Origin of the sequence: Paraburkholderia sp. DD10 (assembly GCF_049177125.1) — a bacterium.
In the GTDB taxonomy this organism is placed as follows: Bacteria; Pseudomonadota; Gammaproteobacteria; order Burkholderiales; family Burkholderiaceae; genus Paraburkholderia; species Paraburkholderia terricola.
The window spans coordinates 2915390-2939900 of record NZ_CP185393.1 but is presented as its reverse complement, the minus strand read 5'-3'; the positions used below and the strand labels follow the sequence as shown (position 1 = coordinate 2939900).

General features: G+C 60.7%; 14 protein-coding genes, 2 tRNA genes and 3 rRNA genes. 15 read left to right on the top strand and 4 right to left on the bottom strand.

Annotated features, from left to right (window positions below; all coding sequences use genetic code 11):
• Positions 1-32 precede the first annotated feature (32 nt).
• Both pcaF and paaN read right to left on the bottom strand, forming a co-directional pair.
• Positions 33-1235: a 3-oxoadipyl-CoA thiolase gene (gene pcaF, locus ACOCG7_RS28560; protein ID WP_114163178.1), complete on the bottom strand. Its 1203-nt coding sequence runs from the start codon at positions 1233-1235 to the stop codon at positions 33-35.
• Between the two features lie 126 nt (positions 1236-1361).
• Positions 1362-3062 (bottom strand): phenylacetic acid degradation protein PaaN, encoded by a 1701-nt coding sequence (gene paaN / locus ACOCG7_RS28555; RefSeq protein ID WP_114163177.1) that lies wholly within the window; start codon positions 3060-3062, stop codon positions 1362-1364.
• Positions 3063-3197: 135 nt separating this feature from the next.
• Here paaN and ACOCG7_RS28550 point away from each other — a divergent pair, with 135 nt between their 5' ends.
• From ACOCG7_RS28550 to rrf, 6 genes are all read left to right on the top strand, one after another.
• On the top strand, positions 3198-3974 hold the full coding sequence (locus tag ACOCG7_RS28550; protein ID WP_114163176.1) for an enoyl-CoA hydratase: 777 nt from the start codon (positions 3198-3200) through the stop codon (positions 3972-3974).
• Between the two features lie 475 nt (positions 3975-4449).
• A 16S ribosomal RNA gene (locus tag ACOCG7_RS28545) occupies positions 4450-5982 on the top strand.
• A gap of 65 nt (positions 5983-6047) precedes the next feature.
• Positions 6048-6124 (top strand) — tRNA-Ile (locus ACOCG7_RS28540).
• A 53-nt stretch (positions 6125-6177) separates the two neighbouring features.
• Positions 6178-6253, top strand: a tRNA-Ala gene (locus ACOCG7_RS28535).
• 309 nt (positions 6254-6562) lie between these two features.
• Positions 6563-9443, top strand: a 23S ribosomal RNA gene (locus ACOCG7_RS28530).
• Positions 9444-9610: 167 nt separating this feature from the next.
• A 5S ribosomal RNA gene (gene rrf / locus ACOCG7_RS28525) occupies positions 9611-9724 on the top strand.
• Together the 16S, 23S and 5S rRNA genes with 2 tRNA genes alongside form the textbook arrangement of a ribosomal RNA operon.
• A gap of 190 nt (positions 9725-9914) precedes the next feature.
• On the opposite strand, the gene ACOCG7_RS28520 is transcribed toward rrf, so the two are convergent.
• The gene (locus ACOCG7_RS28520; RefSeq protein ID WP_114163175.1) at positions 9915-11111 is read right to left on the bottom strand and encodes a M20 aminoacylase family protein; all 1197 of its coding nucleotides are present in this window, start codon (positions 11109-11111) and stop codon (positions 9915-9917) included.
• A 183-nt stretch (positions 11112-11294) separates the two neighbouring features.
• On the opposite strand from ACOCG7_RS28520, the gene ACOCG7_RS28515 reads away from it, so the two are divergent.
• Together ACOCG7_RS28515 and ACOCG7_RS28510 are read left to right on the top strand one after the other, a co-directional pair.
• A complete protein-coding gene (locus ACOCG7_RS28515; RefSeq protein WP_114163174.1) occupies positions 11295-13373 on the top strand; it encodes a molybdopterin-containing oxidoreductase family protein in 2079 nt (692 codons plus the stop codon).
• Between the two features lie 146 nt (positions 13374-13519).
• Positions 13520-15193 carry a long-chain fatty acid--CoA ligase gene (locus ACOCG7_RS28510; protein WP_114163173.1) on the top strand — a complete coding sequence of 558 codons (1674 nt, stop codon included), beginning with the start codon at positions 13520-13522 and terminating at the stop codon, positions 15191-15193.
• Between the two features lie 208 nt (positions 15194-15401).
• Here the strand turns inward: ACOCG7_RS28510 and ACOCG7_RS28505 are convergent, their stop codons facing one another.
• Positions 15402-16583 (bottom strand): porin, encoded by a 1182-nt coding sequence (locus tag ACOCG7_RS28505; protein WP_073431293.1) that lies wholly within the window; start codon positions 16581-16583, stop codon positions 15402-15404.
• Positions 16584-16884: 301 nt separating this feature from the next.
• Between ACOCG7_RS28505 and coq7 the strand changes: the two genes are divergently transcribed.
• The 7 genes from coq7 to ACOCG7_RS28470 all read left to right on the top strand — a co-directional run bounded on the left by coq7 (position 16885) and on the right by ACOCG7_RS28470 (position 24499).
• Positions 16885-17517, top strand: a complete 633-nt coding sequence (gene coq7, locus ACOCG7_RS28500) for a 2-polyprenyl-3-methyl-6-methoxy-1,4-benzoquinone monooxygenase (protein WP_114163172.1) — start codon at positions 16885-16887, stop codon at positions 17515-17517.
• A 413-nt stretch (positions 17518-17930) separates the two neighbouring features.
• Positions 17931-18359 carry a division/cell wall cluster transcriptional repressor MraZ gene (mraZ, locus tag ACOCG7_RS28495; RefSeq protein WP_073431291.1) on the top strand — a complete coding sequence of 143 codons (429 nt, stop codon included), beginning with the start codon at positions 17931-17933 and terminating at the stop codon, positions 18357-18359.
• Between the two features lie 27 nt (positions 18360-18386).
• A complete protein-coding gene (gene rsmH, locus ACOCG7_RS28490; protein WP_114163171.1) occupies positions 18387-19328 on the top strand; it encodes a 16S rRNA (cytosine(1402)-N(4))-methyltransferase RsmH in 942 nt (313 codons plus the stop codon).
• Positions 19325-19675 carry a cell division protein FtsL gene (gene ftsL, locus ACOCG7_RS28485; RefSeq protein WP_083086452.1) on the top strand — a complete coding sequence of 117 codons (351 nt, stop codon included), beginning with the start codon at positions 19325-19327 and terminating at the stop codon, positions 19673-19675. The genes rsmH and ftsL overlap by 4 nt, the downstream gene beginning before the upstream one ends.
• On the top strand, positions 19672-21537 hold the full coding sequence (locus ACOCG7_RS28480) for a peptidoglycan D,D-transpeptidase FtsI family protein (protein ID WP_114163170.1): 1866 nt from the start codon (positions 19672-19674) through the stop codon (positions 21535-21537). The genes ftsL and ACOCG7_RS28480 overlap by 4 nt, the downstream gene beginning before the upstream one ends.
• Positions 21534-23090, top strand: a complete 1557-nt coding sequence (locus ACOCG7_RS28475) for a UDP-N-acetylmuramoyl-L-alanyl-D-glutamate--2,6-diaminopimelate ligase (RefSeq protein WP_114163169.1) — start codon at positions 21534-21536, stop codon at positions 23088-23090. The genes ACOCG7_RS28480 and ACOCG7_RS28475 overlap by 4 nt, the downstream gene beginning before the upstream one ends.
• Positions 23087-24499, top strand: a complete 1413-nt coding sequence (locus ACOCG7_RS28470) for a UDP-N-acetylmuramoyl-tripeptide--D-alanyl-D-alanine ligase (RefSeq protein WP_083086458.1) — start codon at positions 23087-23089, stop codon at positions 24497-24499. The genes ACOCG7_RS28475 and ACOCG7_RS28470 overlap by 4 nt, the downstream gene beginning before the upstream one ends.
• The last annotated feature ends 12 nt before the right edge of the window (positions 24500-24511 follow it).

Below are 24511 nucleotides of genomic sequence, written 5' to 3'. Positions count from 1 at the left end.
GTCTTTGATCGATGGGCGCTGCGGTGCCGCCGTCAGAGCCGCTCGATCACCAACGCAATGCCTTGGCCCACGCCGATACACATCGTGCAAAGTGCAAAGCGGCCATTGCTTCGTTCGAGTTGATACAGCGCGGTCGTGATCAGACGCGCGCCCGATGCGCCAAGCGGGTGGCCAAGCGCAATCGCTCCGCCGTTCGGATTGACGCGCGGATCGTCATCGCGCAGACCGAGCGTGCGAAGAACGGCTAGGCCCTGTGATGCGAAGGCCTCATTGAGTTCGATCACGTCGAACTGGTCGAGCGTCATGCCGAGTTGCCTGATGAGCTTTTGCGTAGCCGGCGCCGGCCCGATGCCCATGACGCGCGGCTCCACGCCCGCCGTTGCCATGCCCACCACGCGGGCGCGGCGATGCAGGCCGTATTGATCGGCAGCTTGCTGGTTCGCGAGCAGCAGTGCGCATGCGCCGTCGTTTACGCCTGACGCATTGCCGGCGGTCACGCTACCGTCCGGACGAACCACGCCCTTGAGCTTGCCCAGGCTTTCGAGCGAAGTTTCCCGTGGATGTTCGTCGAGCGTCACGCGCACGGGATCGCCTTTCTTCTGTGCAATTTCAACGCCGACGATTTCCTGGGCCAACGTGCCGTCGCGCTGCGCGCGGGCCGCCTTTTGTTGACTTGCCAGGGCAAACGCGTCCTGGTCCGCGCGGCTGATACCGAATTCGACAGCGACGTTTTCCGCGGTTTCAGGCATCGAGTCCACGCCGTACTGGCGTTTCATCAGCGGATTGATGAAGCGCCAGCCGATGGTGGTGTCGTGGATCCCGGCTTGCCGCGAAAACGCGCTGCCGGCCTTGCCCATGACGAACGGCGCGCGCGTCATGCTTTCGACGCCGCCGGCGATCATCAGACGCGCCTCGCCCGCCTTGATCGCGCGAGCGGCGGTGCCGACCGCATCCATGCCCGAGCCGCACAGGCGATTGATGGTTGCGCCGGGCGCCTCCGTGGGCAAACCGGCCAGCAACGCAGACATGCGCGCGACGTTGCGGTTGTCTTCGCCGGCCTGATTGGCGCAACCGTAGATCACGTCGTCGAGCATTCGCCAGTCGACGCCCGGATTGCGCTCGATCAGCGCCTTGATCGGCACCGCGCCGAGGTCGTCGGCGCGGACATCCTTCAGGGCGCCGCCGTAGCGGCCGATTGGGGTGCGAATCGCGTCGCAAATGAAAGCGTCGTTCATATGGGTTCCTGCCGAAAGGAATCGGCGCGAGATGCCGATTCGATGTCTCATGTTAGTTGGGGCGTACAGCGCGGTCCATTCGGCCAAACGGCATAAGACAAACGCTGTGCTTCCGTCTTATGTCGTTCAGCCAGCTACCGCAGGCGCTGCTTTGGGTTCAACATGAACGCGGCTTTGAACCACGCGGAAGCGGTTGGCGACGAAGGCGGCGTCGGTCAGCGCGGCATTGGCCGCCGGGTTTGCGCCGGTGCCGTGGAAGTCGGAAAAGGCCGCCGACTGGTTGACGAATACGCCGCCCGTCAGATTGATCGACAGTGCGACGCCGCCGCGGATCGATGCCTCGTGAGCAGCTTCGAGCACGGCTTCGTCGGTGCTATAGACCGACAGTGTCAGCGCGCCGTGCTCGGCGGCGATTGCGCCGGCCAGGTCGAGAGATTGTGCGGTCGAATCCGTGGCGATCACGAACGAAATCGGGCCGAACCATTCCTTCGTGAAGCTGGCGTGATCATGGGCGGCATCCAGTTGCAGCACGAGCGGGGTACGCACGCGCGCGCCGGCAAAAGTCGGATGTTCGAGCGCTTGGCTTTCGACCAGAACGCGGCCGAGCTGGTCCGCTTCCTCGATGCGCCGGATGACGCCGTCGTTTTGAATCGCCCCAAGCAGGTCGACTGCGCGGGCCGGGTCGGCCACCAGTTTTTGCACCGCGCCGGCAATGGCCTGCGCGACCTCGTCGAAGCTCAGCGTGCCATGAGCGGCGCGAATGCCGCCGCGCGGCACATAGATGTTTTGCGGCGCCGTGCACATCTGGCCCGAATACAGCGCGAGTGAGAAGGAGATGTTGCGGGCAACGGCTTTGATGTCGTCGACCGAATCGATCACGATCTGGTTGACGCCGGCTTTCTCGGTATAGACCTGCGCCTGGTGCGCATGGCGCTCGAGCCACGTGCCGTTCTGCGTGCTACCCGTGAAGTCGATGAGCTTGATTTCCGGACGCACGGCCAGATCCTGGACGAGCGCACCGTCGTTCGGCTCGGTGGCCAGCAACGTGACGACGTTCGGATCGAAACCGGCTTCGCGCAACACGTCACGCGCGATTCGTACAGTCAGCGCGAGAGGCAGGATCGCGCCGGGGTGCGGCTTGACGATGACCGTGTTGCCGGTGGCGAGATCGGCGAAAAGGCCCGGATAGCCGTTCCATGTCGGGAACGTGCAGCAGCCGAGTACGAGGCCCGTGCCGCGCGGTACGACGGTGTAACGCTTGTGCATGGAGAGCGGCGGGTTCTTGCCTTGCGGTTTTTCCCAGTGGGCGTCGGCCGGAATACTGCGTAGTTGGTCCCACGCATACACGACCGCCTCGAGCGCTCGGTCTTGTGCGTGCGGGCCGCCGGCCTGAAAGGACATCATGAATGCCTGGCCGGTTGTGTGCATCACGCTATAGCCGATTTCAAAGCTGGAGCGATTCACGCGCGCCAGAATTTCCAGGCATACGCCGACCCATGCCTGCGGACCGGCTCCACGCCAGTCGCGCTGCGCCTCGGCGGCTGCGGCAATGAGTGCGTCGGGATCCGCCTTCGGATAGCGCACGCCGAGCGGAAACCCGAACGGCGAGACCTCCGCGCCGACGGTTTCTCCGGTGGACGGTTGGTCCAGCTCGAAGACTTTGTTCAGATGTGCTTTGAAGGCGGCTTCGCCGTCCGCATTAGCTGTTTCCCCGTACACTTTCGGACTGGGCATCTCGACGAACGGACTCCAGTAGCCACGCGTCTCGATGGCGGTGAGGGCCTTTTGCAACGTGTCTTCGTGCTTCGCGAATAGGGGGTGTGTCATGGCAGAGGGCTTTGGCTGTGCGTTGAGAAAACCCTGTCGAATAATTGACCGACCGGTTGGTTTGTGAATGGTAGCATTACTGGAACGACGGCGCGAAGCGTTTTCGCGCGTGAACTAATCGATTAGGAGGCGGGCATGGCTTACGAAAATATTCTGGTTGAGACGCGAGGGCGGGTCGGTTTGGTCACGTTGAATCGTCCGAAGGCGCTGAACGCCTTGAACGATGCGCTGATGGACGAGTTGGGAAAGGCACTGCGCGAGTTCGATGATGATGACGCCATCGGTGCGATCGTGATTACCGGCAGCGAGAAGGCGTTCGCGGCGGGCGCCGACATCGGCATGATGTCGACCTATACGTATATGGACGTCTATAAAGGCGACTACATCACGCGCAACTGGGAAGCGGTGCGCTCCATCCGCAAGCCGATCATTGCAGCGGTGGCAGGCTTCGCCCTCGGCGGTGGCTGCGAATTGGCGATGATGTGCGACATCATTTTTGCCGCCGATTCAGCAAAGTTCGGTCAACCGGAAATCAAGCTCGGCATCATGCCGGGTGCCGGCGGCACCCAGCGGCTACCGCGCGCCGTCTCAAAGGCGAAGGCAATGGACCTCTGCCTGACCGCGCGTTTTATGGATGCCGCGGAAGCCGAGCGTGCCGGACTCGTTTCGCGCGTCATTCCTGCCGCATCTCTGGTCGAGGAGTCCATCGCCGCAGCTGCGACCATCGCTGAATTTCCGCTGCCGGCAGTGATGATGGTGAAGGAGTCGGTCAACCGCGCATATGAAACGACGCTTGCGGAAGGCGTGCATTTTGAGCGCCGCCTATTCCATTCGCTCTTCGCGACGGAAGACCAGAAAGAAGGGATGGCCGCTTTCGTGGAGAAGCGCAAACCGGTTTTCAAACATCGTTAATACGTTTGTCAAAATAACGCTTGCAAGGCCCGTTCGGGGTCGCTAGAATCTCGCTCTTTCGTGCCCCGGACAGCGGGGCGCGGGAAGCGGGAGAGCCAGCAATGGCGGGGGTTTGCGGCAGGTCGGACGGGTTAGAAAGTTGGAAAAACCTGTTGACGGCGTGACGGAAGTTCTCCATAATCTCGTTTCTCTGCTGCAGATGCAGCGACGCAGAACGAAGCGGTGCCGGGTGGTTGAAGTGGGCGTCGTGACGGTGGTGAATGCGTAAGCGATCTTTAAAAACTAACAGCCGATAAGTGTGGGCGCTTGATGCGCGGCGCGCGGTGGACTCTTCGGGGTCTGCCGGAAGCGAAAGTATCAAGTCTCACACAGTAATGAAAGGAAGGTTTTCCTGTTGAAAGACAGGATGATCATTCGTCAGTACGTTGAGTGAGCGACCGGTTGGTAAAACAACCGAAAAACAGTAACAGGCATTGAACTGAAGAGTTTGATCCTGGCTCAGATTGAACGCTGGCGGCATGCCTTACACATGCAAGTCGAACGGCAGCACGGGGGCAACCCTGGTGGCGAGTGGCGAACGGGTGAGTAATACATCGGAACGTGTCCTGTAGTGGGGGATAGCCCGGCGAAAGCCGGATTAATACCGCATACGCTCTGCGGAGGAAAGCGGGGGCTCCTTCGGGACCTCGCGCTACAGGGGCGGCCGATGGCAGATTAGCTAGTTGGTGGGGTAAAGGCCTACCAAGGCGACGATCTGTAGCTGGTCTGAGAGGACGACCAGCCACACTGGGACTGAGACACGGCCCAGACTCCTACGGGAGGCAGCAGTGGGGAATTTTGGACAATGGGCGCAAGCCTGATCCAGCAATGCCGCGTGTGTGAAGAAGGCCTTCGGGTTGTAAAGCACTTTTGTCCGGAAAGAAAACCTCAGCCCTAATACGGCGGGGGGATGACGGTACCGGAAGAATAAGCACCGGCTAACTACGTGCCAGCAGCCGCGGTAATACGTAGGGTGCAAGCGTTAATCGGAATTACTGGGCGTAAAGCGTGCGCAGGCGGTCCGCTAAGACAGATGTGAAATCCCCGGGCTTAACCTGGGAACTGCATTTGTGACTGGCGGGCTAGAGTATGGCAGAGGGGGGTAGAATTCCACGTGTAGCAGTGAAATGCGTAGAGATGTGGAGGAATACCGATGGCGAAGGCAGCCCCCTGGGCCAATACTGACGCTCATGCACGAAAGCGTGGGGAGCAAACAGGATTAGATACCCTGGTAGTCCACGCCCTAAACGATGTCAACTAGTTGTCGGGCCTTCATTGGCTTGGTAACGTAGCTAACGCGTGAAGTTGACCGCCTGGGGAGTACGGTCGCAAGATTAAAACTCAAAGGAATTGACGGGGACCCGCACAAGCGGTGGATGATGTGGATTAATTCGATGCAACGCGAAAAACCTTACCTACCCTTGACATGTACGGAATCCTGCCGAGAGGTGGGAGTGCCCGAAAGGGAGCCGTAACACAGGTGCTGCATGGCTGTCGTCAGCTCGTGTCGTGAGATGTTGGGTTAAGTCCCGCAACGAGCGCAACCCTTGTCCCTAGTTGCTACGCAAGAGCACTCCAGGGAGACTGCCGGTGACAAACCGGAGGAAGGTGGGGATGACGTCAAGTCCTCATGGCCCTTATGGGTAGGGCTTCACACGTCATACAATGGTCGGAACAGAGGGTCGCCAAGCCGCGAGGTGGAGCCAATCCCAGAAAACCGATCGTAGTCCGGATCGCACTCTGCAACTCGAGTGCGTGAAGCTGGAATCGCTAGTAATCGCGGATCAGCATGCCGCGGTGAATACGTTCCCGGGTCTTGTACACACCGCCCGTCACACCATGGGAGTGGGTTTTACCAGAAGTGGCTAGTCTAACCGCAAGGAGGACGGTCACCACGGTAGGATTCATGACTGGGGTGAAGTCGTAACAAGGTAGCCGTATCGGAAGGTGCGGCTGGATCACCTCCTTTCTCGAGCTAACGCGTCCAAGTGTTGAGCGCTCACGCTTATCGGCTGTGAAATCAGGCAGACTCAGGGGTCTGTAGCTCAGCTGGTTAGAGCACCGTCTTGATAAGGCGGGGGTCGATGGTTCGAACCCATCCAGACCCACCATTGTCTTGTCTGGTGTGCTGAATGCAACCCCTCTGGCGCATCTGCATGAACCCGGGGGATTAGCTCAGCTGGGAGAGCACCTGCTTTGCAAGCAGGGGGTCGTCGGTTCGATCCCGTCATCCTCCACCAATCCTCAATGCGCAGTGTTCTGTGTGCGGCACAGAGCGTTTTGCATTGGCGATTGAGCCAGTCAGAGTGATACGCGGTTATGGCAACTGCGATATCGGCTGTCGTTCTTTAACAATCAGGAAGAAGTAGTAAAGAGATTCACGAAAGGGTACCTCGAGATGGGTGTCCGAGTAGGTGAATCAGGGTTGTGATTGTATCAATGTATGAAAGGGGAATCGGAAGATTGCCCTGGAATACGGCGCAACACGAATACTCAACCTGTAGCGAGCTCAACGGATCCGCAAGGACCGGGAGACACACTCGTTATAGGGTCAAGCGAACAAGTGCATGTGGTGGATGCCTTGGCGATCACAGGCGATGAAGGACGCGGTAGCCTGCGAAAAGCGGTGGGGAGCTGGCAAACGAGCTTTGATCCACCGATATCCGAATGGGGAAACCCACTCCTTATGGAGTATCCGTAGCTGAATACATAGGCTACGTGAAGCGAACGCGGTGAACTGAAACATCTAAGTAACCGCAGGAAAAGAAATCAACCGAGATTCCCAGAGTAGTGGCGAGCGAAATGGGAGCAGCCTGTACTCTTTATCTTCATTGTTAGTCGAACGCTCTGGAAAGTGCGGCCATAGCAGGTGATAGCCCTGTAGACGAAAACAGCGAGGAAGAACTAGGTGTACGACAAGTAGGGCGGGACACGTGAAATCCTGTCTGAAGATGGGGGGACCATCCTCCAAGGCTAAATACTCGTGATCGACCGATAGTGAACCAGTACCGTGAGGGAAAGGCGAAAAGAACCCCGGGAGGGGAGTGAAACAGATCCTGAAACCGCATGCATACAAACAGTCGGAGCCTCGCAAGGGGTGACGGCGTACCTTTTGTATAATGGGTCAGCGACTTACATTCAGTGGCAAGCTTAACCGATTAGGGCAGGCGTAGCGAAAGCGAGTCCGAACAGGGCGATTCAGTCGCTGGGTGTAGACCCGAAACCAGGTGATCTATCCATGGCCAGGATGAAGGTGCGGTAACACGTACTGGAGGTCCGAACCCACTAACGTTGAAAAGTTAGGGGATGAGCTGTGGATAGGGGTGAAAGGCTAAACAAACCTGGAAATAGCTGGTTCTCTCCGAAAACTATTTAGGTAGTGCCTCGTGTATCACCTTCGGGGGTAGAGCACTGTCATGGTTGTGGGGTCCATTGCGGATTACTACGCCATAGCAAACTCCGAATACCGAAGAGTGCAATCACGGGAGACAGACATCGGGTGCTAACGTCCGGTGTCAAGAGGGAAACAACCCAGACCGCCAGCTAAGGTCCCCAAATATTGCTAAGTGGGAAACGAAGTGGGAAGGCTAAAACAGTCAGGAGGTTGGCTTAGAAGCAGCCATCCTTTAAAGAAAGCGTAATAGCTCACTGATCGAGTCGTCCTGCGCGGAAGATGTAACGGGGCTAAGCAATATACCGAAGCTGCGGATGCATATTTATATGCATGGTAGGAGAGCGTTCCGTAAGCCTGCGAAGGTGCACTGGAAAGTGTGCTGGAGGTATCGGAAGTGCGAATGCTGACATGAGTAGCGATAAAGGGGGTGAAAGGCCCCCTCGCCGTAAGCCCAAGGTTTCCTACGCAACGTTCATCGGCGTAGGGTGAGTCGGCCCCTAAGGCGAGGCAGAAATGCGTAGCTGATGGGAAGCAGGTTAATATTCCTGCACCATTGTTGAATGCGATGGGGGGACGGATCGCGGAAGGTTGTCCGGGTGTTGGAAGTCCCGGTCCTTGCATTGGAGAAGGCGCTTTGGCAAATCCGGGCGCGTAATTCAAGGGTGTGAGGCCAGTCACTTCGGTGACGAAGCAATCGGAAGTGGTTCCAGGAAAAGCCTCTAAGCTTCAGTTCAACAAGACCGTACCGCAAACCGACACAGGTGGGCGAGATGAGTATTCTAAGGCGCTTGAGAGAACTCGGGAGAAGGAACTCGGCAAATTGGTACCGTAACTTCGGGATAAGGTACGCCCCTGTAGCTTGATGCGCCTGCGCGCAAAGGGTGAAGGGGTTGCAATAAACTGGTGGCTGCGACTGTTTAATAAAAACACAGCACTCTGCAAACACGAAAGTGGACGTATAGGGTGTGACGCCTGCCCGGTGCCGGAAGATTAAATGATGGGGTGCAAGCTCCTGATTGAAGTCCCGGTAAACGGCGGCCGTAACTATAACGGTCCTAAGGTAGCGAAATTCCTTGTCGGGTAAGTTCCGACCTGCACGAATGGCGTAACGATGGCCACACTGTCTCCTCCCGAGACTCAGCGAAGTTGAAGTGTTTGTGATGATGCAATCTCCCCGCGGCTAGACGGAAAGACCCCATGAACCTTTACTGTAGCTTTGCATTGGACTTTGAACCGGTCTGTGTAGGATAGGTGGGAGGCTTTGAAGCGTGAACGCCAGTTTGCGTGGAGCCATCCTTGAAATACCACCCTGATCTGTTTGAGGTTCTAACCCTGGTCCGTGAATCCGGACCGGGGACAGTGCATGGTAGGCAGTTTGACTGGGGCGGTCTCCTCCCAAAGTGTAACGGAGGAGTACGAAGGTACGCTAGGTACGGTCGGAAATCGTGCTGATAGTGCAATGGCATAAGCGTGCTTGACTGCGAGACCGACAAGTCGAGCAGGTGCGAAAGCAGGTCATAGTGATCCGGTGGTTCTGTATGGAAGGGCCATCGCTCAACGGATAAAAGGTACTCTGGGGATAACAGGCTGATACCGCCCAAGAGTTCATATCGACGGCGGTGTTTGGCACCTCGATGTCGGCTCATCTCATCCTGGGGCTGTAGCCGGTCCCAAGGGTATGGCTGTTCGCCATTTAAAGAGGTACGTGAGCTGGGTTTAAAACGTCGTGAGACAGTTTGGTCCCTATCTGCCGTGGGCGCTGGATATTTGAAGGGGGCTGCTCCTAGTACGAGAGGACCGGAGTGGACGAACCTCTGGTGTACCGGTTGTCACGCCAGTGGCATCGCCGGGTAGCTATGTTCGGAAGAGATAACCGCTGAAAGCATCTAAGCGGGAAACTCGCCTTAAGATGAGATATCCCCGGGGCTTCGAGCCCCTTGAAGGGTCGTTCAAGACCAGGACGTTGATAGGTCAGGTGTGTAAGCGCAGTAATGCGTTGAGCTAACTGATACTAATTGCCCGTAAGGCTTGATCCTATAACCAGTGTGTTTCCGGTGGCGCCTCCCCGCGCCGCCACGCACGGTTGAGATCCGCGTTGTGCCCGATACACTCACCACCCCATTCCCCCTGGTGCGATGCACCAGACACTACTTCTTCCAGATTGGTCGTGTTGACCCCCGCGTCAACCTGACAACAAGTCATGCCTGATGACCATAGCGAGTCGGTACCACCCCTTCCCATCCCGAACAGGACCGTGAAACGACTCCACGCCGATGATAGTGCGGATTGCCCGTGTGAAAGTAGGTAATCGTCAGGCTCCCATGCAGAAACACAGACCCCACCCCACACCGGTGGGGTTTGTGCGTTTACGGCCCCGAAAAATCGCCATGTCCTGCAAAAGCGGTGCAAAACCAGAAAGGTCCACACAAAGCCCCGCTCACCGCCTCACGCCTTCGCAAGAGCGAGGAGGCGGCGACAAGAAACTGCCTCACGCCCGCATAATTACCTCATTTTTCTTGCGCAAGAAACCGTTGCGCCAATCGCACCCAGTACGTTGAACCGATTGGCAATAGCTCGTCGTTGAAGTCATAGCTCGCGTTGTGCAGCATGCAAGGGCCAGCACCATGCCCCGAATCCCGGTGGCCACCCTCGCCGTTGCCCAGAAATGCGTAACAGCCCGGTTTCGCCAGCAACATGAAGGAAAAGTCCTCGGCGCCCATCGTCGGTTCGACGGCATCGTCGACATTTTCTGGCCCCACAACCTCTTTCATGACCGCTGCCGCAAAACGCGTCGCTTCGCCGCTGTTGATTGTCGGCGGATAGTTTCGGTGAAACTGGATTTCGACGGAACAATCATAGGCTTCCGCAGTGCTTTCCGCGATTTTGCGCATACGCGCTTCAATCAGATCCAGTGTTTCGGTGGTAAAAGTGCGTACCGTTCCGGCGATCCACGCAACATTCGGGACAACGTTGACGGCATCCCCGGCGTGAACCTGGGTAATCGACAACACCGCGGTGTCAATTGGCTTCTTGTTCCGCGTAATGATGCTCTGCAGGCCACTCGCAATCTGCACCGCAGTAAACACCGGGTCGTGTCCGTTGTGCGGTAGCGCCGCATGGGATCCTACGCCCTTGATTTCAATTCGAAATTCGTTACTCGACGCCATGATGGGGCCCTCGGTCACACCAAAGTGGCCCGCCGGCATGCCTGGCCAGTTATGGATGCCGAACACCGCGTCTACCGGGAATTTAACGAACAGGCCATCGTCGATCATTGCTTGGGCGCCAGCGCCGCCCTCTTCGGCTGGCTGGAAAATGAACACGATCGTGCCGTCGAACTCGCCGTGACTTGCCAGATGCCGCGCTGCGCCGAGGAGCATCGCAGTATGCCCATCGTGGCCGCATGCATGCATTTTTCCATCGTGTTGCGAGCGATGATCGAAGGCATTCAGTTCCTGAATGGGCAAAGCGTCCATGTCTGCGCGCAGTCCAATCGAGCGCGCACTGTTGCCGCGCTTCAGTACGCCGACTACGCCTGTTTTGCCTAAGCCACGGTGAGTTTCGATGCCCCAGGACTCAAGATTCCTCGCAACCAGGTCTGCTGTTGCTGTCTCTTCATAGCGCAGTTCCGGATGAGCATGAATCGTTCGTCGAAGGGTTTGGATTTCTCCATGAGCGGCTTGAATTTCGGGGATTAGTTTCATGATGGAAGTGATGTTGCGCCTGTGCTTGGGCTTGCGTGGAATCGCTCGGGGCCATGTGGCCCGGGCACGGTGATAACCGATTCTACGCCGAAGGCATTTTTGGAGGCATCGCGAGGCTAAACCGCAATGGACGCTAAAATTCGAGATTGCCTCCATTCACCATTACGTTGGACGGGTCGCCCGATGAATGCTCCGACCGAATTCGCTCGCGCCGTGTGTCCACACGATTGCCCCGATACCTGCGCGATGCGCGTGACCGTCGAGGGTGGGCGGGCGATCAAAGTCGTCGGCGACCCGGAGCATCCGCCGACTCAAGGCGCGCTGTGTACCAAAGTCAGCCGCTATGCGGAGCGGGTGCACCATCCGAATCGGCTAACGACCCCAATGAAGCGCGTCGGCCGAAAAGGCGAGGGTCGCTTTGAGCCGATCAGTTGGGACGAAGCGTTGGAATTGGCCGCCGCGCGTCTCTCCGAAATCGCGAGCCGCGCACCGGAAGCAATCCTGCCGTACAGCTATGCCGGCACGATGGGCCTCGTTCAGGGCGATAGCATCGCGCAGCGATTTTTCCACAAGCTGGGCGCATCGCAGCTGGACCGCACCATCTGCGCGGCAGCCGGCGCCGCAGGCTTGAAATACACCTATGGCGCGAGCCTCGGCATGCTCACCGAGTTCTTCTCCGAGAGCGAGGTTATTCTGATTTGGGGCTCCAATCCGATCGCTTCGAACCTGCATTTCTGGACGCGTGCCCAGGAAGCCAAACGCCGCGGCGCGCGCCTGATCGCGATAGATCCGTATCGCTCGCTGACGGCGGAGAAATGTCACCAGCACATCGCGCTGAAACCCGGCACCGACGCCGCCTTGGCGCTCGGCATGATGAACGTGCTGATCACGGAAAACCGGCTCGACCACGCGTACATCGCGGCCCATACGCTAGGTTTTGCCGAACTGAAGGTTCGCGCGCTCAGCTATTCCCCGGCACGAGTTGCCGACATTTGCGGCATCGACGAACAAGTGGTCGTCGACCTCGCGCGCCTTTACGGCAGCACGAGGAAGTCCGCGATCCGAATGAACTACGGCTTGCAAAGGGTCCGCGGCGGCGGCAACGCCGTGCGCGCCATCGCCAGCCTGCCTTCGTTGACAGGCGCATGGCGGGAACGAGCGGGTGGTGCGCTGCTGTCGTCGTCCGGATGGGCGCCTGTCGACTCGCACGCGTTGCAGCGCCCGGACCTGATGCCGGGTTGGCCGACCAAGCCGTCTCGCGTCATCAATATGAATGCGATCGGCGACGCCTTGCTGCACCCGGGCGGCGCCGCGTTCGGGCCTAAAGTCGAGGCACTGATCGTCTACAACTCGAATCCAGTTGCCGTTGCTCCCGACTCGGAGCGAGTCGCGGCGGGCTTTGCGCGCGAGGACCTGTTCACGATCGTGCTGGAGCATTTCCAGACCGACACCGCCGACTACGCCGATTTACTGCTGCCCGCCACGACGCAGCTCGAACACCTCGACGTGCACAAGTCGTATGGGCATACCCACGTGATGGTCAATTTGCCGGCGATCGCTGCGGTTGGCGATGCTCGGCCGAACACCGAGATTTTCCGTGACCTCGCGCGTCGCATGGGCATCGAGGAGCCGGCGCTGTATGAAAGCGACGAAACGGTCGCGCAAGCTGCATTCCGTTGGCAAGACAAAACGCTCGAAGGCGTCGACTGGAATACGCTGAAGCAGACCGGTTGGGCGAAGCTGAACTTGCCCGACGCGCCGTTCGCCGAAGGCGGCTTTCGCACGCCGTCCGGCAAATGCGAGTTCTACAGTGAGCGCCTCGCGCAGCAAGGGCTCGACCCGCTTCCGGATTACTTGCCGCCCTACGAATCGGCCGACGGGGCGCCCGAACTGGCCGCCCGCTATCCGCTTGCGATGATCTCACCGCCCGCCCGCAATTTTCTGAACAGCACCTTCGTGAACATTGAAAGTTTGCGCTCGACGGAAGGCGTGCCGCACCTGGATATTCATCCGGTTGACGCTCGACAGCGAAAAATCGTCGATGGTGATCAGGTACGCATTTTCAACGACCGCGGCTCGATGCAAGCGCGCGCCCGTGTCACCGACAAGGCGCGCGAAGGGCTCGTCGTCGGCCTGTCGATCTGGTGGAAGAAACTCGCGCCGGACGGTCGGAACGCCAACCAGGTGACCAGTCAGGCGCTCACCGATCTGGGTGGGTCGGCAACCTTTTACGACTGTCTCGTCGAAGTCGAGCGGGCCTGAAATACATTCAAATGATTGCGCGAGCCTCGTCCTGAACTGGTTCGAGGCTGCCGTCTACTATGCCGCTTTTCGCGAATAGTACCGAGGTGCCCATGCTACGATGCGTTTTTAGCACGACCATTCGAAAATAAAGAAGGAGACGCTGCATGAACAAAATCTGGCTGAAATCCTATCCGCCCGGCGTACCCGCAGAGATCGATCCGAGCCGCTATTCGTCAGTCTCGGAATTGCTTGAAGAAGCCTTCCGCGATCATCGCGCCAAACCGGCATTCGTCTGCATGGGGCAGGAGATCAGCTACGGCGAACTCGACGCGCTCTCGCATAAACTCGCCGCATGGTTCCAGTCCAAGGGTCTTGCTCGCGGCGCGCGCATCGCAATCATGATGCCGAACGTGCTGCAATACCCGGTGGCGATTGCCGCGATCCTTCGCGCGGGTTACGTGGTTGTCAACGTGAACCCGCTTTACACCCCGCGTGAACTCGAACATCAATTGAAGGACAGCGGAGCGGAAGCGATCGTCCTGCTCGAAAACTTCGCGGTCACCGTGCAGGCAATCGTTCGCAACACGTCGATCAAGCATATCGTCGTGGCGGCGATGGGTGACCTGATGGGTATCAAGGGCGCGCTGGTCAACTTCGTCGTGCGCCGCGTGAAGAAGATGGTGCCGGCCTGGAGCCTGCCGGGCCACGTCAAATTCAACACCGCAGTCGCGCAAGGCGCCCGCCAAAGCTTCAAGCCAGTCCAGCAACGTCCCGACGACGTCGCGTTTCTGCAGTACACAGGCGGCACCACCGGCGTGGCCAAGGGCGCGACGCTTCTGCATCGCAATCTGATCGCCAACGTGCTGCAGTCGGAAGTCTGGCTCGATCCGGTTCGCGCGAACCGTGCGGACATCGACCAGTTCATCACTGTTGTCGCGTTGCCGCTCTATCACGTGTTCGCGCTGACGGTGTGCGGCCTGTTGACGATTCGCACCGGCGGCCTCGGCGTGCTGATTCCGAACCCGCGCGACATTCCCGGCATGATCAAGGCGCTGGAAGGCTATCCGATCACGACGATTCCCGCCGTCAACACGCTGTACAACGCGCTTCTGAATAGTCCGGATTTTCATAAGCTCGATTTTTCGAAGCTGATTGCGGCGAATGGAGGCGGTATGGCGGTCCAGGAAGCGGTCGCCAAACGCTGGTACGAGCATACGCATACACCGATCATCGAAGGCTATGGTTTGTCGGAGACGTCGCCCTGCGTCACCTGCAATCCGGTGACCGTCACTGAATACAGTGGGACGATCGGTCTGCCGCTGCCGTCGACGGAAATCTCGATCCGCGACGACGAAAACAACGAAGTTCCGCTCGGCCAGCCGGGCGAAATCTGCATCCGCGGGCCGCAGGTCATGGCGGGTTATTGGAACCGGCCGGACGAAACCGCCAAGGTGATGACCCAGGACGGCTTCTTCAAATCCGGCGACGTCGGCGTCATGAACGAGGGCGGCTTCGTCAAGATCGTCGATCGTAAGAAGGACATGATCCTGGTGTCCGGTTTCAACGTCTATCCGAATGAAGTCGAGGACGTGGTCGCCAAGCTGCCGGGCGTATTCGAAGTCGCCGCGGTCGGCGTGCCGGACCAGCATTCCGGCGAAGCGGTGAAGCTGTTCGTCGTGAAGAAAGATCCTGCGCTCACCGACGCCGATGTCTTCGCCTACTGCAAGCAGCAATTGACCGGCTATAAGCGGCCGAAGATCGTCGAATTTCGCGCGGAACTGCCGAAGAGCAACGTGGGCAAGATTCTGCGCCGGGAATTGCGCGACGGCCGGGCGTAGGCCGGACCCGCATACGCTTGGGCCGCAGCGCGAAGCTGCGCCGCAACTCACGCACGGTAGGGCGAAAACGAAAAAGCCCGGCACGACGAAAGTCGGCCGGGCTTTTTTCGCGCTGTCGCCACAAGGCCGGCAAAGCCAGTGCAGCGGCGACGGTCACAAAAAAAGGCGCCCGAAGGCGCCTTGAGGCAAACTGCTTTTTTACGACTTATTAGAACTTGTGGCGGATACCAACGCGAGCCGCGAGTTGGTTCTGGTTCGACGAACCCGACAGGCCGTTGATGCCAGCCGTTGCAGCGACCGTGCCGGTGCCTGCTGCATTCAGCACGTCACCCGAGGCGTGTTGGTACACACCAATCACGTACACGTCGGTGCGCTTGGAGAGGAAGTAATCCACGCCGAGCGAGCCTTGGTGGTACTGCGCACGCGATGCGCCTTCGATGGTCGCGCCGCGCGTGTAGTCGTATGCAGCGCCGACCAGCAATGCCGGGGTCAACTGATACTTGAAGTTGATTTCCGCGTTGTTAAACGTAACCGATTGGCCGCGGACCGCCGGCTGCGCGAACGCCACGCCCAGGTTCGAGAAGCGGATGTTCGAGTACGTCAGGCCGACCGTTGCGGCGCCGAACGTGTACGCGCCACCGGCACCAATTACCTGGTACGTGTTCGCCGACGTGTACGCGCCATAAACCGGCGACGACACAGCTGCGCTAGCAGCCGGCAGCGGCGACTGGCCGCCGTTGTTGAACAGGCCGCCCGAAGCTGCCGGCGTACGTGCGTTCAAGTAACCAACGCCGAGAACGAGGGGACCGTTGTTGTAGCCCGCGCCCAACGACCAGATCTGGTTCTTCGTGACGTCGCCAGCAATACCGCCGAAGCTGTACGTGCCGCCGAACTTGAGGCCGGCGTAGTCGGCGCTCGTGAACTTGACCGTGTTGTTCGTGCGGTATGCGTTGTTGAAGTTGTCGATGTCGCCCGGGTGAGCAGCGATGTAGCCGCCCCACTGGTCGCCCGCTTCCAGCGGACCGACGTAGTCGACGACGGAGTCGTACTGACGACCCAGCGTGACCGTGCCGAACTGGCTCGACAGACCCACATAAGCTTGACGGCCGAACATCAGACCGCCTTGACCCAGCTTGCCGTTGTTCACGTCAAAGCCGTTTTCCAACACGAAGATCGCCTTCAGACCGCCGCCCAGATCTTCCGCACCGCGCAGGCCGAAACGCGAGCCTTGCATGACGCCGCTGGACAGGTTGTACAGGTGCTTGCCACCCGAATTGGTGTTGATGTTGAAGCCTTCGTCAATGATACCGTACAGGGTCACGCTGCTCTGAGCATGAGCGACGCCTGCGAATGCGCCCAGTGCTGCAAGAGCGAGAAGCGACTTTTTCATCGAATGATCTCCAAGAATTACGAATCTTTTGTACAAGGCGAATATTTATGTAGCGTTGAGGCCTTGCTTGTCCAACTTCGCGAGAAGTTGCACGTAATGTAACAAAAGGCATACATGGCACAAAGAAAAAGGAGATAGCCGGGAACGCTCCTGTTTCGTTTACGCAACATGGTCTAAAATTCGAAACTGGCCGCCCGATTCATGCGAATTGGAGGTTTCCGCAGAACCGGTTTGATCCCGCAAATGCTTGTCGCGCGGGCCTGTCGGAGCGGCAAGCGGTTGTCGAATCAGGGAGCGCTTAATGTTTCTGGACGAGTTGATTAGCGAGTTTGATCGGGGTTTACGCTCAATGACCGGTGTATCGCGGATGAGTCGTCCGTTGCCGGTTCCGCAAGAATCGGTGGCGGAGCCGATCGAATTGTCACCGGCGGAACGCGCGCACTCGGCCGGTTTAATGCGCGTGAACCATGTTGGCGAGGTATGTGCCCAAGCGCTTTACCAGGCGCAGAAACTGGCTACCCGGTCTCCGTCGTTGCGCGCCGTGTTCAATCACGCTGCAATCGAGGAGGAGGATCATCTCGCGTGGACCGCCAAACGCCTCGAGGCGCTCGACTCGCGCCCCAGCCTGTTGAACCCCCTTTGGTACACCGGCGCGCTGGCGATTGGACTCGCGGCGGGGCGCCTCGGCGACCGGGTGAGTCTCGGCTTCATGGCCGAAACCGAGCGCCAGGTGGAGCAACACCTCGATAGCCATCTGGACAAGCTGCCCGCGGCCGACCGCGAGTCGCGCGCGATCGTCGAGCAGATGCGCGCGGACGAAGTACGGCACGGTAAGGCCGCCATGGATGCGGGCGGCGTCGAGTTGCCGTTCCCGGCGCGCGCCATGATGCGCGCGGTATCGAAAGTCATGACGCGCACCGCCTATTACATATAAAGCCCGAGCGGGTTGCCCCAGGCATCGCCCGAAAGTGGGACGGCCCGTCACCCGTCGTCCCTGAAACTCCTCCGAACGCCCGCCAACACCTCCCCGCTTCGCTTGACGATCTCTTACGTCGCGCGCCTTTCCCCCGCGCTTTTCACGTATCACCTTCACAAGTTGCACTAGCTCATTCATTTATAACGGTTTTCCGTTTTATGTCTGACATGAAGGAGTGGCGCTAAGTCCTTGTTCTAACAAACAAAATTCGTCCGAAAAGCGTGTTTCTCCCTTGACCCCTGTTTAGCGTTCCTCTAAAGTGGGAGACAGTGTGAGAAAGTGTATTTTTGTGTGATCTCACGGGTGGTTTGGGGTAGATTTTCACGAAACGGGCAGCCGGCGCAAAAAGCGCCGCAAGACGGGAGAGCGAAGTGTTCCAAGGGGCGTCGGCGCTGACACTCGATGCGAAAGGGCGGATGTCGATCCCTTCTCGCTATCGGGATGCGCTGCAGACACAGGCAGAGGGCCGGGTGACGATCACCAAGCACCCGGATGGCTGCCTGTTGCTCTTTCCGCGCCCTGAATGGGAGATCTTCCGCGAGAAGGTCGGCAATCTGCCCATGAACGCGACTTGGTGGCGCCGCATTTTTCTCGGCAATGCAATGGACGTCGATATGGACGGCGCGGGCCGCGTGCTCGTGTCGCCGGAATTGCGCATGGCCGGCTCGCTGGAAAAGGAAGTAACGCTGCTCGGCATGGGCCGGCACTTCGAGCTGTGGGACGCACAAACCTACGCCGCGAAGGAACAGGCGGCGATCGCCGAGGGCATGCCCGAAGCGTTAAAGAATTTCACGTTCTGATCGCGGCATACATATATGGCACCTGCGATGGGAAACGAATTGCAGCATCGCACGGTGCTGCTGGAAGAAGCGGTCAATGCGCTGGTCACGCGCGCGGACGGCGTGTATGTGGACGGCACCTTCGGGCGCGGCGGTCATAGCCGGCTGGTGCTGGAGAGGTTGGGGGAAGCCGGGCGTCTGATCGCGTTCGACAAAGACCCGCTCGCCATCGCCACCGCGCAGCAGATCGAGGATCCGCGCTTTGAGATCGTGCACGAGAGTTTTGCTTCACTGCGCAGCGCAATCGCGGAGCGCGGAGTAGGGCGGGTGTCGGGTGTTTTACTGGATCTGGGCGTGTCGTCGCCGCAAGTCGACGACCCGGAGCGGGGCTTCAGCTTTCGCGCCGACGGCCCGCTCGACATGCGCATGGACCCGACGCGCGGCGAGTCTGCCGCTGACTGGCTGGCGCGGGCCACGGTGCAGGAATTGACGGAGGTGATACGAGATTATGGGGAAGAACGGTTTGCTTTTCAGATTGCAAAGGCGCTTGTTGCTCGCCGGGCAGAGTCCGACCGTCTTGGGCCTCTCGTCAGCACGGGCGAGCTTGCCCAAATCGTGGCTAACGTCGTCAAAACCCGTGAGAAGGGCAAGGATCCGGCAACCCGCACCTTTCAGGCTATACGGATTCACATCAATCAAGAGCTTGCGGAGCTGCAAGTCGTTTTAGAAGCAGCGTTGTCGCTGTTGGAGCAAGGGGGGCGGCTGGTGGTCATCAGCTTTCATTCGCTCGAGGACCGGATCGTCAAGCGATTCATGCAGGCGCACGCCAGTACGCCGGCGGTGGATCGCCGCCTGCCGATTCGCGCCGTCGATCTGCCGAGCCCTCCGCTCAAAATCATCGGCCGCGTGTTCGCGAGCGACGCTGAAGTCGCCGCGAATCCGCGGGCCCGTTCTGCCGTGATGCGGGTGGCGGAGCGGATCGCACCATGAATCGCCTCAATATCTTCCTGCTGATGATCGTGATGGGCTGCGCCTTGTCGGTCGTCAACGCCACCAATCAGCAGCGTCAGATCTTCATTCAGTTGCAGCGCGCGCAATCGCAGGAGCGTCAACTGCAGCAGGATTATTCGCAGCTTCAATATCAGCAGAGCGCGCTGTCGAAAACGTCGCGTATCGAGCAGCTCGCCACGGCCTCGCTGAAAATGCAGGCGGTCAGCACCGGCCGCACGCAATATCTGACGCTCGACCCGCACGCCGCCAAGGCCGAAGACGCGCCCATCCCGACTTCCGGTCCGGCGTCGGCGGCGTCCGCGACCGCCCGCGGAGGCGTGCGATGAAAAAATCGTCGGCTCGCAAAAGCGTGGCTTTCTCGGCGAACCCGATCCTCTCGGTGCGTCTGCCGATGTGGCGCTCCAAGCTCGTCGTGTTCCTGCTGTTCATGGCGTTTGTCGCGCTGGCCGGGCGCGCGTTCTGGATCCAGGGGCCGGGCAACGCGTTCTATCAGAAGCAGGGCGAAATCCGCTATCAGCGCCGCCTCGAACTGCCGGCCACGCGCGGCAAGATTCTCGACCGCAACGGTCTCGTGCTCGCCACGAGTCTGCCGGTGCGCGCCATCTGGGCGATTCCCGAATCCGTGCCGGACGATCTCGGCGCCGACAAGCTCACCGCGCTCGGCAAGCTGCTCGACATGACGAGCAAGGAGTTGCGCACCAAGCTGTCGGAAGACAAGACGTTCGTCTACGTGAAGCGCCAGGTGCCGGTCGACGTCGCCGCGAAGGTCGCCGCGCTCGGGATTCCCGGCATTTACGCGCGCGACGAGTACAAGCGTTTCTATCCGGAAGGCGAGATCACGGCGCACCTGATCGGCTTCACCAATGTGGAAGACGAAGGTCAGGAAGGCGTCGAACTCGGCGACCAGAAGCTGCTCGCCGGCGTGTCGGGCAGCCGCCGCGTGATCAAGGACCGCATCGGCCACATCATCGAGGACGTGGACGAGCAGGTCGTGCCCCATAACGGCAAGGACGTGGATCTGTCGATCGACAGCAAGATCCAGTACATCGCGTACACGAACCTGAAAGCGGCCGTGCAGAAATTCAAGGCGAAGGCCGGCGCCGCGATGGTGATCGACGTACGCACCGGCGAAGTGCTGGCGCTCGTCAATTACCCCACGTACAACCCGAACGACCGTTCACACCTCACCGGCGATCAGTTGCGCAACCGCATCCTGACCGACACCTTCGAGCCCGGCTCGATCATGAAGCCGTTCACCGTGTCGCTCGCGCTGGATCTGCACCGCGTGACGCCGACTACACTGGTGGATACGGGTTCGGGCCGCTTCGTGCTCGACGGTGCGCCGATTACCGACGACAGCGCCTTCGGCGTGCTGACCGTGGGCGGCGTGATCCAGAAATCGAGCAACATCGGCGCAACGAAGATCGCCATGCAGCTCAAGCCCGAAGAGATGTGGAATATGTACACCAGCATCGGTCTCGGCCAGGCGCCGAAGGTCGGCTTCCCCGGCGCGGCGGCTGGCCGTCTGCGTTCGTGGAAGAACTGGCGCCGCATCGAACAGGCGACCATGTCTTACGGCTACGGCCTGTCCGTGTCGCTGTTCCAGTTGGGCCGCGCATACACCGCGATCGCGCACGACGGCGAGATCATGCCGGTGTCGATTTTCCGCGCACCGGGCGACCAGCCGGCTGCGGGCCCGCAAATCTTCTCGCCGACCACTGCTCGCCAGGTGCGCGCGATGCTCGAAACGGTGACGGCGCCGGGCGGCACCTCGCCGGACGCCGCCGTGCCGGGTTATCGCGTCGGCGGCAAGAGCGGCACCGCCTACAAGCACGGCCCGCACGGCTACGACCACTCGAAGTACCGCGCGTCGTTCGTCGGCATGGCGCCGATGCCGAATCCGCGCATCGTGGTGGCCGTGTCGGTCGACGAACCCACGGCGGGCAGCCACTTCGGCGGCCAGGTCTCGGGACCGGTGTTCTCCGGCATCGTCGGCGATACGCTGCGCTCGCTGAACGTGCCGCCCGACATGCCCGTCAAGCAGATGGTGGTGTCGGACGACGCGGCGCCCGCCGCGCCGAACACGCCGGCCACGGCCGCAACGGCCAGGAAGCTCTCCACTAACGCCGGCGCGAAGAAGATGACGATCTCCGCCAGCGCGAAAAGCCATCCCGGAGTCGTGCGATGAGCGTGCTCCGTAACAGACATCCGGCGCACCGGCAGATCGCCGACGCCTTGGCCTGGCTGCGCGCGCGCGTGCAGCCAGGCGCGCATCTGCACGCGGACACACGCTCGCTCGCGGCAGGCGATGCGTTTTTCGCCTATGCGGTCGACGGCGCGGACAACCGCCCGTTCATCGACGGCGCGCTCAAACGCGGCGCGGCCGCGGTGCTGGTTCAGCCCGAGGGCTACGGCGGCACCGTCGATCCGGCCACGACACTGGCCGTGCCGGCGCTGAACGAACTCGCCGGCTCGATCGCGAGCGTTTGGTATGGCGATCCGAGCGACACGATGCTCGCGATCGGCATCACCGGTACGAACGGCAAGACTTCCTGCAGCCAGTGGATCTCGGCGGCGTTGACCGCGCTCGGCACGCGCTGCGCGATCATCGGCACGCTTGGCACCGGGTTGCCGGGTCAGCTCGTGCACACCGGTTTCACCACGCCCGACGCGCCGCAACTGCAACGCAGCCTCGCGCGATTGCGCGACGTGGGCGCGCAGGCGGTCGCGATGGAAGTGTCGTCGCATGCATTGCATCAGGGGCGCGTGAACGGCACGGCGTTCGACATCGCCGTGTTCACGAATCTCACGCAAGACCATCTCGACTACCACGGCACCTTCGAAGCCTACGAAGCGGCCAAGGCGCGTCTTTTCGCGTGGCCCGAACTGCGCGCGGCGGTGATCAACCGCGACGACCCCGCTGGCCGGCGCCTGCTGGCAAGCACGCAAGGGCACGCGCGCACGATCGCCTACGGGCTCGATGAAACCGGCACGTCCCAACAAGACGCGCCGCAAGCCGATGCCTGGCTCCTTGCATCGAAGGTTCGCGCCACCGCCACGGGCACCGCGTTTCATCTGGCTACGTCCGACTGGGGCAACGCCGAAGCCGAAGTGCAAACGCTCGGCGGATTCAACGTTGCGAATCTGCTTGGCGTGTTGGGCGCGTTGCTCGCTGCGGACGTGCCGTTCGACGCCGCGCTTGCCGAACTGGCGAAGCTCCAGCCGGTGAACGGCCGCATGCAGCGCCTCGGCGGCCGCTTGCAGAACGACGAACCGCTCGTCGTGATCGACTATGCGCACACGCCCGACGCGCTGGAAAAAACCCTCGAAGCACTGCGCCCGATGGCGGCAGCTCGCGGCGGTCAACTGATCTGCATGTTCGGCTGCGGCGGCGACCGCGACGCCACCAAGCGTCCGCTGATGGGCTCGATTGCCGAGAAAACCGCCGACGGCGTGGTGGTGACGAGCGACAACCCGCGCGGCGAAGATCCGCAATCGATCATCGAGCAGATCGTCGCGGGAATGAAAGACGCGTCCAAAGCGCGCCGCATCGAGGACCGCGCGAGCGCGATTCTGCAAGCGATCCGCGGCGCCGCGCGCGAAGACGTCATCGTGCTGGCCGGCAAGGGGCACGAGGCAACCCAGGAAATCATGGGCAAGAAGCGCGCTTTCTCCGATCAGGATCACGCTCGTCTCGCACTCGCCGCGCGGGCGACGCATGCACGCGGAGGTGGCGAATGACGATGTTCTCGCTGCGTGAAGCCGCCGCGCTGATTCCCGGCGCCACCGTGATCGGCGACGACAGCGTCGCGTTCGAACGCGTGTCGACCGACAGCCGCAGCGCCGGTCCGGGCGATCTGTTCGTCGCGATCAAGGGCGAGCGTTTCGACGCGCACGACTTCCTTGCGGAAGTCGCGTCGCGCAACGTCACGGCGGTCCTGGTCGCGCATACACCCGACGACTGGCGTGTGCCCGCCTTGCGCGTGGCCGATACGCGCGTGGCGCTCGGCGCGCTCGCGCGCGGCTGGCGCCGCCGGTTCGGCATGCCGCTCGTCGCGGTGACGGGCAGCAACGGCAAGACCACGGTCAAGGAAATGATCGCGTCGATCTTCGCCGCCGCGGTGGGCGCGGATGCCCGCCTTGCGACCGCCGGCAATTTCAACAACGACATCGGTTTGCCGCTCACGCTGTTCCGCCTGCACGCCGCGCATCAACTGGCGGTGGTCGAGCTCGGCATGAACCATCCGGGCGAAACCTCGCTGCTCGCGAAGATCGCCGAGCCCACGGTGGCGGTGGTGAACAACGCGCAGCGCGAGCACCAGGAATTCATGGCGACCGTCGAAGCGGTCGCGCTCGAACATGCGAGCGTGATTCACGCGCTCGCCCCGGACGGCGTCGCGGTGTTTCCGGCCAATGACGCCTACGCGAGCATCTGGCGCGTCGCGGCAACCGGCAACCGCATCGTCGACTTCGCTTTGAACGACGCCGAGCATGTCACCGAAGCGGCCGTGAAAGGCAGCTTCGTGGGCAACGTGCTGAGCATCGACACGCCGCAAGGCCACGTCGAAGTCACGCTGCAAGTGCTCGGCAACCACAACGCGCACAACGCACTGGCCGCGACGGCCGCCGCCTTGGCCGCGGGCGTGTCGCTCGACGCGATCAAGCGCGGTCTCGAAGCGTTCGGCGCGGTGAAGGGCCGCTTGCAGGTGAAGCGTGCCGCGCTCGGCGCGCTCGCCGGCGCCACCGTGATCGACGACACCTACAACGCGAACCCCGATTCGATGCGCGCCGCGATCGACGTACTCGCCTCGTGTGCCGCGCCGCGGGTGCTGGTGATGGGCGACATGGGCGAAGTCGGCGACAACGGTCCGGCGTTTCACCGCGAAATCGGTGCGTACGCCAGGGAACGCGGCATCGACGCGCTGTACGCAATGGGCGACGCCTCGCGCGACGCCTGCGCCGCGTATGGCGCCGACGCGCATCACGTCGCCGATATCGGCACGCTGGTCGCGCAATTGCAGCAGGCCGGTTTCGGCGCTGCCGCAACGTTTCTCGTGAAAGGCTCGCGCTTCATGCAAATGGAGCGCGTGGTGGACGCCGTAACGAGTCCACAACCCAACCCGGCGGGCAATGCGCCCGCCGCACACTGAAATAGAAGGACC

What these genes read in the sequence shown, in the direction of transcription:
- pcaF (WP_114163178.1), bottom strand. Translation starts at nt 1,235, where the DNA reads ATGAACGACGCTTTCATTTGCGACGCGATTCGCACCCCAATCGGCCGC.
- paaN (WP_114163177.1), bottom strand. Translation starts at nt 3,062, where the DNA reads ATGACACACCCCCTATTCGCGAAGCACGAAGACACGTTGCAAAAGGCC.
- ACOCG7_RS28550 (WP_114163176.1), top strand. Translation starts at nt 3,198, where the DNA reads ATGGCTTACGAAAATATTCTGGTTGAGACGCGAGGGCGGGTCGGTTTG.
- ACOCG7_RS28520 (WP_114163175.1), bottom strand. Translation starts at nt 11,111, where the DNA reads ATGAAACTAATCCCCGAAATTCAAGCCGCTCATGGAGAAATCCAAACC.
- ACOCG7_RS28515 (WP_114163174.1), top strand. Translation starts at nt 11,295, where the DNA reads ATGAATGCTCCGACCGAATTCGCTCGCGCCGTGTGTCCACACGATTGC.
- ACOCG7_RS28510 (WP_114163173.1), top strand. Translation starts at nt 13,520, where the DNA reads ATGAACAAAATCTGGCTGAAATCCTATCCGCCCGGCGTACCCGCAGAG.
- ACOCG7_RS28505 (WP_073431293.1), bottom strand. Translation starts at nt 16,583, where the DNA reads ATGAAAAAGTCGCTTCTCGCTCTTGCAGCACTGGGCGCATTCGCAGGC.
- coq7 (WP_114163172.1), top strand. Translation starts at nt 16,885, where the DNA reads ATGTTTCTGGACGAGTTGATTAGCGAGTTTGATCGGGGTTTACGCTCA.
- rsmH (WP_114163171.1), top strand. Translation starts at nt 18,387, where the DNA reads ATGGGAAACGAATTGCAGCATCGCACGGTGCTGCTGGAAGAAGCGGTC.
- ftsL (WP_083086452.1), top strand. Translation starts at nt 19,325, where the DNA reads ATGAATCGCCTCAATATCTTCCTGCTGATGATCGTGATGGGCTGCGCC.
- ACOCG7_RS28480 (WP_114163170.1), top strand. Translation starts at nt 19,672, where the DNA reads ATGAAAAAATCGTCGGCTCGCAAAAGCGTGGCTTTCTCGGCGAACCCG.
- ACOCG7_RS28475 (WP_114163169.1), top strand. Translation starts at nt 21,534, where the DNA reads ATGAGCGTGCTCCGTAACAGACATCCGGCGCACCGGCAGATCGCCGAC.
- ACOCG7_RS28470 (WP_083086458.1), top strand. Translation starts at nt 23,087, where the DNA reads ATGACGATGTTCTCGCTGCGTGAAGCCGCCGCGCTGATTCCCGGCGCC.